Source organism: Pseudomonas sp. GW821-FHT02A08 (assembly GCF_059422045.1).
On sequence record NZ_JBWKWD010000044.1, the window covers coordinates 45,596 to 53,579 of the forward strand.

7 protein-coding genes and 1 tRNA gene are annotated in these 7,984 nt (G+C 60.1%); 4 read left to right on the plus strand and 4 right to left on the minus strand.

Features of this window, described 5'->3' with window-relative positions:
- Positions 1-76 precede the first annotated feature (76 nt).
- On the minus strand, positions 77-613 hold the full coding sequence (locus AC07W4_RS24260; RefSeq protein WP_495034277.1) for a TetR/AcrR family transcriptional regulator: 537 nt from the start codon (positions 611-613) through the stop codon (positions 77-79).
- 114 nt (positions 614-727) lie between these two features.
- Between AC07W4_RS24260 and AC07W4_RS24265 the strand changes: the two genes are divergently transcribed.
- From AC07W4_RS24265 to AC07W4_RS24275, 3 genes are all read left to right on the plus strand, one after another.
- The gene (locus AC07W4_RS24265) at positions 728-1,918 is read left to right on the plus strand and encodes an MFS transporter (RefSeq protein ID WP_495034278.1); all 1,191 of its coding nucleotides are present in this window, start codon (positions 728-730) and stop codon (positions 1,916-1,918) included.
- 105 nt (positions 1,919-2,023) lie between these two features.
- The gene (locus AC07W4_RS24270; RefSeq protein ID WP_495034279.1) at positions 2,024-3,175 is read left to right on the plus strand and encodes a TDT family transporter; all 1,152 of its coding nucleotides are present in this window, start codon (positions 2,024-2,026) and stop codon (positions 3,173-3,175) included.
- Positions 3,176-3,271: 96 nt separating this feature from the next.
- Positions 3,272-5,146: an MFS transporter gene (locus tag AC07W4_RS24275; protein ID WP_495034280.1), complete on the plus strand. Its 1,875-nt coding sequence runs from the start codon at positions 3,272-3,274 to the stop codon at positions 5,144-5,146.
- Positions 5,147-5,269: 123 nt separating this feature from the next.
- Here the strand turns inward: AC07W4_RS24275 and sugE are convergent, their stop codons facing one another.
- From sugE to rdgC, 3 genes are all read right to left on the minus strand, one after another.
- Entirely contained in the window at positions 5,270-5,584 is a 315-nt protein-coding gene (gene sugE / locus AC07W4_RS24280; protein ID WP_007977599.1) for a quaternary ammonium compound efflux SMR transporter SugE, read from the minus strand.
- A 118-nt stretch (positions 5,585-5,702) separates the two neighbouring features.
- Positions 5,703-6,668 carry a bile acid:sodium symporter family protein gene (locus AC07W4_RS24285; RefSeq protein ID WP_008051031.1) on the minus strand — a complete coding sequence of 322 codons (966 nt, stop codon included), beginning with the start codon at positions 6,666-6,668 and terminating at the stop codon, positions 5,703-5,705.
- Between the two features lie 161 nt (positions 6,669-6,829).
- Complete coding sequence (gene rdgC, locus AC07W4_RS24290) at positions 6,830-7,750, minus strand: recombination-associated protein RdgC (RefSeq protein ID WP_007969735.1); 921 nt, start codon at positions 7,748-7,750, stop codon at positions 6,830-6,832.
- Between the two features lie 159 nt (positions 7,751-7,909).
- On the opposite strand from rdgC, the gene AC07W4_RS24295 reads away from it, so the two are divergent.
- Positions 7,910-7,982: transfer RNA gene (locus AC07W4_RS24295), tRNA-Val, on the plus strand.
- Positions 7,983-7,984: the final 2 nt, after the last annotated feature.

Genomic DNA, 7,984 nt, shown 5'->3' on the forward strand with positions numbered 1-7,984 from the left:
CCCGGACCAAGCCCGCTCCCACATTCAGGAAAAACGCGATCACCTGTGGGAGCGGGCTTGCTCGCGAATAGCGGTATTACGGAATCAACGCAATCTCGATCAATCGATGCAACTCTTCAACCTCCAGCGGCGCCTCGGCAAACAGGATGCGAAACACCGTCGGCGCGGCGATCAGATTGATCAGGCGATCGACACTGGGCTTGGGCTGATCCGGATAGCGATCCAGAATCGTCTGCAGTTGCCCGCCAATGATGGTCGCGCAATAACTCGGCTTCAACGCCGCCTGCACGTCGCACAGCATGTTGCGACCGGGTTCGGAGCTCATCTCGTCCAGATACTGCTCGGCCCAGGCCCGCACGTCGCCGTGAAGGCTGCCGGTATTGGCCGGCTCATTGTCGGGCTGCATGCGGGCGAGGGCGACGTCGGCCAGCAGCGCCGACAAATCACCCCAGCGACGATAGATGGTCGAGGGGGTAACGCCTGCGCGCGCAGCAATTTGCGGTACGGTCAGGCTGGCGCGGTCCTGCTCCTCGAGGAGTTGACGCACGGCCGAATGAATCGACTCTTGTACCCGCGCGCTGCGTCCGCCCGGGCGTAAGGTGGGAGCTGTCATCCTGGGGTTCCTGTAAAAGCCATGCCTCGGACCTTAACACAAAGAATTTGCTTTAAGAGGGTTCCGGTAGCACACTCCGCAAAAGCAAAAAGTTAGCTTTTGTGGAGCGCGCCCATGTCCAGTTCTCATTCAAACCGTGCCAGCCTGTGGTTTCTCGCCGTTACCTTGCTCAGTTTCCTGGCGGCCTCCACCGCGCCGACGCCGCTGTATCATCTGTATCAAGAGCAGATGCAGTTTTCGGCCGCGACCCTGACCCTGATTTTTGGCGTGTACGCCCTCAGCCTGTTGGTGGCGTTGCTGACCGTCGGTTCGTTGTCCGATTACCTGGGGCGCAAACCGGTGATTTTCACGGCGGTGGTGCTGAATATCCTGGCGATGCTGCTGTTCATTCACGCCGATAGCGTCACCTGGCTGATCAGTGCCCGGGTCCTGCAGGGGTTTGCCACTGGCATGGCTACCGCGGTGCTGGGCGCAACGCTGCTGGATACCGACCGCGAACGGGGGCCACTGGTCAATAGCGTTGCTCCGTTGACCGGTATGGCCATTGGCGGGTTGGGCTGCGGTGTGTTGGCCGAGTTCGCCCCGGCGCCGTTGCACCTGACGTACTGGCTGCTGCTGGCTTTGTTTGTGATGCAGGCGTTGTATGTCTGGCGCTTGCCGGAAAGCGTCTCGCGGCAGGCCGGGGTTTGGGCCTCATTGCGACCGACTCTGCATGTGCCGCTGCAAGCGCGCTCCACTTTGTGGCGGGTGTTGCCGCTCAATACTGCCCTGTGGGCCCTTGGCGGTTTCTACGCTTCCCTGGCGCCTTCGTTGGTGCGCACGGCCACAGGCTCGACCTCGAACATGATCGGCGGGGCGACTGTTGCCGCCTTGACGTTGACCGGTGCGCTGATGATTTACAGCATGCGCAACCGACCCGCCGGCAAATCATTGTTATTGGGCGCCAGCATGATGCCAGCGGGCGTCGTGATGATTTTGCTGGGTGTGCACAATGCCAGCCTGCCGCTGTTCTTCCTTGGCACCCTGATCGCAGGCTGTGGTTTCGGCTCCGGTTTTCTTGGCACCTTGCGTAGTCTGGTGCCGCTGGCCTTGCCCCATGAGCGTGCCGGGCTGGTGTCGACGTACTACGCGCTCAGCTATCTCGCCTTCTGCCTGCCATCGCTGCTGGCCGGGAACCTGAGCCGAACCCTCGGTTTGGTGGCGACCGTCGACGGTTATGGCGCCGTGTTGATTATTCTGGCCCTTGGCGCTTTGGCAGGTTTGATGCGCTCGCGTTCAGGCAGGGCATGCGAGGCCACCTCCTGATTAAATATCTATGTAATAGATAACATATAGAGATATTACCCGTTATATAGATATTCGATTAGGATCTAACATGGGCTCTACCTCACGAGAGGACAGGAGTTCGCCATGACATGCGCCAATAGCATCAAGCCCGGAATCAAACCGTTCAGTCACCTGCAGCACCCACGCGAAGTGATCCGCCAGTTCACCCCCAACTGGTTCGCGGCCACCATGGGCACCGGTGTGCTGGCGCTGGCACTGGCGCAATTGCCGGTCGCCACACCTGCCTTGCACGCCTTTGCCGAAGCCCTGTGGCTGTTCAACATCGCGTTGTTCCTGCTGTTTACGGCGTTGTACGCCGCGCGTTGGCTGCTGTTTTTCGACGAAGCACGACGGATCTTCGGCCACTCCACGGTCTCGATGTTTTTCGGCACCATCCCCATGGGCCTGGCGACCATCATCAATGGCTTCCTGGTCTTCGGCCTGCCACGCTGGGGCGAAGGTGTGATCCACCTCGCCGAGGTGCTGTGGTGGCTGGATGTGGCCATGTCGCTGGCCTGCGGCGTGCTGATTCCCTACATGATGTTCACCCGCCAGGAGCACAGTATCGACCAGATGACCGCTGTCTGGTTGTTGCCGGTGGTTGCGGCAGAAGTGGCGGCCGCCAGCGGTGGCCTGTTGGCGCCGCATTTGGCCGACGCTCACTCGCAACTGGTGGTGCTGGTGACCAGCTACGTACTCTGGGCATTTTCCTTGCCGGTGGCTTTCAGCATCCTGACCATCCTGTTGCTGCGCATGGCCCTGCATAAACTGCCCCACGAAAACATGGCCGCCTCGAGCTGGCTGGCCCTTGGCCCGATCGGCACCGGCGCGTTGGGCATGCTGGTACTGGGTGGCGATGCACCGCTGATTTTTGCCGCCAACGGTTTGCCGGGAGTCGGTGAGATTGCTGCGGGATTGGGCCTGGTGGCCGGCATCACCCTGTGGGGCTTCGGTCTGTGGTGGATGCTGATGGCGTTGCTGATCACTGTGCGCTACCTGCGTGCCGGCATCCCCTTCAATCTGGGCTGGTGGGGCTTCACCTTCCCGTTGGGCGTCTATTCTCTGGCGACGTTGAAGCTGGCCAGTACCTTGAACCTGACGTTTTTCAGTGTGTCTGGCTGTGTGCTGGTGGCGTTGCTGGCGGTGATGTGGCTGATCGTCGGCAAGCGCACGGTGCTGGGCGCCTGGCGTGGTGAACTGTTTGTCTCGCCATGCATTGCCGGTTTGAAGAAATAACCGGCAAAGATTAGGTAAGGTGTGGCCTGGATCGAGTATCGATACTCCAATTACAGTATCCAGGCCACTCTCTACATAATCAGGGACACATGGAAGATGAGTCACCCCTCACAGTTCACCTTGTTGCGTACCCGGCGTTTCCTGCCGTTCTTCATTACCCAGTCCCTTGGGGCATTCAACGACAATGTGTTCAAGCAGTCGTTGATCCTCGCCATTTTGTACAAGCTGACTATCGAAGGTGACCGCTCGATCTGGGTCAACCTGTGTGCGCTGCTGTTTATCCTGCCGTTTTTCCTGTTCTCGGCCCTGGCCGGGCAATTCGGGGAAAAGTTCGCCAAGGATGCGTTGATCCGCCTGATCAAGCTTGGGGAAATCGCCATCATGGCGGTCGGCGCCGTCGGCTTTCTGTTCGATCACCTGTCGTTGATGCTGGTGGCGCTGTTCGCCATGGGCACCCACTCGGCGCTGTTCGGGCCGGTGAAGTACTCGATCCTGCCGCAGGCCCTGCATGAAGATGAGCTGGTAGGCGGCAACGGCCTGGTGGAAATGGGTACCTTCCTCGCGATCCTCGCGGGCACCATTGGCGCCGGCATCATGATGTCTTCGGCGCATTACGCGCCGGTGGTATCCGTGGCGATCATCGGCACTGCCGTGCTCGGCTACCTGGCCAGTCGCAGCATTCCCCGGGCGGCGGCCGCCACGCCGCAAATGCGCCTGAACTGGAACATATTCAGCCAGTCCTGGACCACGTTGAAACTGGGCCTGGGGCAAACGCCGGCGGTGTCACGCTCGATTGTCGGCAACTCGTGGTTCTGGTTTGTCGGGGCGATTTATCTGACGCAGATCCCGGCCTATGCCAAGGAATGGATGCACGGCGACGAAACCGTGGTGACGCTGATTCTGACGGTGTTCTCGGTCGGCATCGCATTGGGTTCGCTGCTGTGCGAGAAGCTCTCCGGGCGCAAAGTCGAGATTGGCCTGGTGCCGTTCGGATCGTTCGGCCTGACCGTTTTCGGTCTGCTGCTGTGGTGGCATTCCGGTGGAATCCCGGACAGCGCCACCGGCCATGGCTGGATCGATATCCTCGGTTTTGGCCACAGCTGGCTGGTGTTGCTCGACATTCTCGGCCTGGGCGTCTTCGGCGGTTTCTACATCGTGCCGCTGTACGCGCTGATCCAGTCACGTACCGCGGAGAACGAACGGGCGCGGGTGATTGCCGCCAACAACATCCTCAATGCGTTGTTCATGGTGGTGTCGGCGATTGTCTCGATCGTCTTGCTGAGTGTGGCCAAGCTGTCGATTCCGCAGCTGTTCCTGGTGGTGTCGCTGCTGAACATCGGTGTCAATGCCTATATCTTCAGGATTGTTCCCGAGTTCACCATGCGTTTCATGATCTGGCTGCTCAGCCATTCCATGTACCGCGTCGAGCACCGCAATCTGGATCTGATCCCCGATGAAGGCGCGGCGTTGCTGGTGTGCAACCACGTGTCATTCGTCGACGCTTTGCTGATTGGCGGCGCGGTGCGTCGGCCGATTCGCTTTGTCATGTACTACAAGATCTACAACCTGCCGGTGCTGAATTTCATCTTCCGTACCGCGGGGACGATTCCGATTGCCGGGCGCCAGGAAGACATCCAGATATATGAACAAGCCTTCACGCGTATTGCCCGGTATCTGAAGGACGGTGAGCTGGTGTGTATCTTCCCCGAGGGTAAATTGACCGCCGATGGCGAGATCAACGAGTTCAAGGGCGGATTGACGCGGATTCTCGAAGAGACGCCGGTGCCGGTGATTCCGCTGGCCTTGCAGGGGTTGTGGGGGAGTTTCTTCAGCCGCGATCCGAATAAAGGGCTGTTTCGCCGGTTGTGGTCGCGGGTGACGTTGGTTGCCGGGCCGGCGGTGGCGGTTGAGGTGGCGCAGCCGGTGAAGTTGCAGGCGTTGGTGGGGGATTTGCGCGGGGCAGTTAGATAACGGTTGTATGTGCGGGCCCCATCGCGGGCAAGCCCGCTCCCACAAGGATTGATGGTGTGCTCTATATGTGTGGAAGTACACGAAACCTGTGGGAGCGGGCTTGCCCGCGATGGCGTCAGTGGCCTAAGCGCTGACCTTCAGGCCAACGAGCCCGGAAATGATCAGCGCCACACTCGCCAGCCGCACCAGCGCCATCGACTCGCCAAACAGAATGATCCCGGCGATCACTGTGCCAACGGCGCCGACACCGGTCCAGATCGCATAGGCCGTACCCAGCGGCAGTTCCTTCATTGCAAGGCCGAGCAAGCCAAGGCTGATAGCCATGGCCGCAACGGTCAAAACAGTGGGGAGCGGGCGGGTGAAGCCATCGGTGTACTTGAGGCCGACGGCCCAGCCCACTTCGAACAGGCCGGCGAAAAACAGAATGATCCAGGACATGAAGACCTCCATCGTCTGACGGGGTCGTCCCCTGATTAATGACTCGATCGAGCCGCGAGGTCGTCCTCGCGATGGGCAATATAGTGCCCAGCATTAACCCGGGGATCAAGTTTTCCAGTCAGTCGCTGACCTGTTGCGCCACCATTTCCCGATCCTGTTTCTCGCTCATGCGGCGGAAATACGTCGAGAGCAATGCCCCGGAAATGTTGTGCCAGACGCTGAACAATGCACTGGGCACCGCCGCCAGCGGCGAGAAATGTGCACTGGCCAGCGCGGCACCCAATCCGGAGTTCTGCATGCCGACTTCCAGGGCCAGGGACTTGCGCTGGGCCAGAGGCAGCTTGAACAGGCGTCCGGTGAAGTAACCCAGCAGGTAGCCGAAGCTGTTGTGCAGCATGACCACGGCCATGATCAACAGGCCGGACTCGGCAATCTTCGCCTGGCTGGCGGCCACCACTGCCGTGACGATGATCACGATGCTGACCACCGACACCAGCGGCAACACGTCCACGGCGTGGCGAACCTTGTCGCCGAGCACCCGTTGGGCAACCACGCCCAGCACGATCGGCAACAGCACCACTTGCAGGATCGACCAGAACAACTCCATGAACGACACCGGCAACCAGGCCGAGGCCAGCAGCCAGATCAGCGCCGGCGTCAGCAGTGGGGCGAGGAGGGTGGTGACGGCGGCGATGGCCACCGACAACGCCAGGTCGCCACGGGCCAGCCAGGTCATCACGTTCGACGAGGTGCCGCTCGGGCAGCAGCCGACCAGAATCACGCCGACGGCGATTTCCGGTGGCAGGTGGAACACCTGGCAGAGTAACCACGCCACGCCGGGCATGATCACGAAATGGGCAACCACGCCCAGGGCCACGCGCCAGGGATGGCGAGCGACTTCGGCGAAGTCTTCGAGTTTGAGGGTCAGGCCCATGCCGAACATCACCAGCCCCAACAGCGGCACGATGGCGCCTTTGAGGCCGAGGAACCATGCCGGCTGCAGAAACGCCACGACAGCGAAAATCAGTACCCAGTAGGCGAAGGTGTTGCCGACAAAACGACTCAATGCAGCCAGTGCTCGCATGGCTTGATCCTTTTTATTAAGTAGCACCACAAAATCAAATGTGGGAGCGGGCTTGCTCGCGAAGGCGCAGTGTCAGTCGACATAAGTACTGACTGATACTCCGCCTTCGTCGGAGCGCCGCCCGGAGCAAGCCCGCTCCCACAGTTTGAGATCACAAGGCTTTAGATACCCTGAGGCGTCTCTTCGCCACCCAGCGCTTCAACCAGTGCCGGCAGGAAGTCGCCGAAGGTCAGCATCATCAGGGTGAAGCTGGCGTCCAGTTGGCCCAGGGCTTCGTCACCGCCGTCCTGTTCCGCCTGGTCTTGCAGCAGGTCTTCGAACTTCAGGCGCTTGACCACCATTTTGTCGTCGAGGACGAACGACAGTTTGTCCTGCCAGGCCAGGGACAGTTGAGTGACTACTTTGCCGGTACTCAGGTGCAACTGGATTTCTTCGCTGGTCAGGTCCTGGCGTTTGCAACGCACAATGCCGCCGTCTTCGTGGGTGTCGCGCAGTTCGCACTCGTCCAGCACAAAGAAGTCGTCCGCGGCTTTCTGGGTGGTGACCCACTCGGTCATGGTCGCGGTCGGGGACATCTTCACGGTCAGCGGGCGCACCGGCAGGGTGCCGATCACTTCACGCAGGGTGGACAGCAAGTCTTCGGCGCGTTTCGGGCTGGCCGAGTTGACCAGGATCAGGCCCTGTTTCGGCGCGATGGCGGCGAAGGTCGACGAGCGACGGATAAAGGCGCGGGGCAGGAAGGCCTGGATGATTTCATCCTTGATCTGATCGCGTTCCTTCTTATAGACCTTGCGCATTTGCTCGGCTTCGATCTCTTCGACCTTTTCCTTGACCGCGTCACGCACGACGCTGCCCGGCAAAATACGTTCTTCCTTGCGCGCGGACACCAGCAGGAAGTCACCGCTGACGTGTACCAGTGGCGCATCTTCGCCTTTGCCGAACGGCGCGACGAAACCGTAGGTGGTCAACTCCTGGCTTGCACATGGGCGCGCCAGTTTGGTGGCCAGTGCAGTTTCCAACGCCTCGGCATCAACAGGCAGATCTTGGGTCAGGCGATAGATAAGCAGGTTTTTGAACCACATGGGGTGAGTCTCTCCTTTATACAAAGGGGGGCATTATTGTCTTCGCCGTGCCATAGGCCAACCTTTCTCTAAGCCTTTGGAAGGGCTGAGAAAATTATTTTAAAAAGTGCTTGCCAGAGGTTGGGTCGCTCCGTAGAATGCGCGCCACACCGAAGCGAAGGGTGATTAGCTCAGCTGGGAGAGCGTCTGCCTTACAAGCAGAATGTCGGCGGTTCGATCCCGTCATCACCCACC

What these genes read in the sequence shown, in the direction of transcription:
- AC07W4_RS24260 (WP_495034277.1), bottom strand. Translation starts at nt 613, where the DNA reads ATGACAGCTCCCACCTTACGCCCGGGCGGACGCAGCGCGCGGGTACAA.
- AC07W4_RS24265 (WP_495034278.1), top strand. Translation starts at nt 728, where the DNA reads ATGTCCAGTTCTCATTCAAACCGTGCCAGCCTGTGGTTTCTCGCCGTT.
- AC07W4_RS24270 (WP_495034279.1), top strand. Translation starts at nt 2,024, where the DNA reads ATGACATGCGCCAATAGCATCAAGCCCGGAATCAAACCGTTCAGTCAC.
- AC07W4_RS24275 (WP_495034280.1), top strand. Translation starts at nt 3,272, where the DNA reads ATGAGTCACCCCTCACAGTTCACCTTGTTGCGTACCCGGCGTTTCCTG.
- sugE (WP_007977599.1), bottom strand. Translation starts at nt 5,584, where the DNA reads ATGTCCTGGATCATTCTGTTTTTCGCCGGCCTGTTCGAAGTGGGCTGG.
- AC07W4_RS24285 (WP_008051031.1), bottom strand. Translation starts at nt 6,668, where the DNA reads ATGCGAGCACTGGCTGCATTGAGTCGTTTTGTCGGCAACACCTTCGCC.
- rdgC (WP_007969735.1), bottom strand. Translation starts at nt 7,750, where the DNA reads ATGTGGTTCAAAAACCTGCTTATCTATCGCCTGACCCAAGATCTGCCT.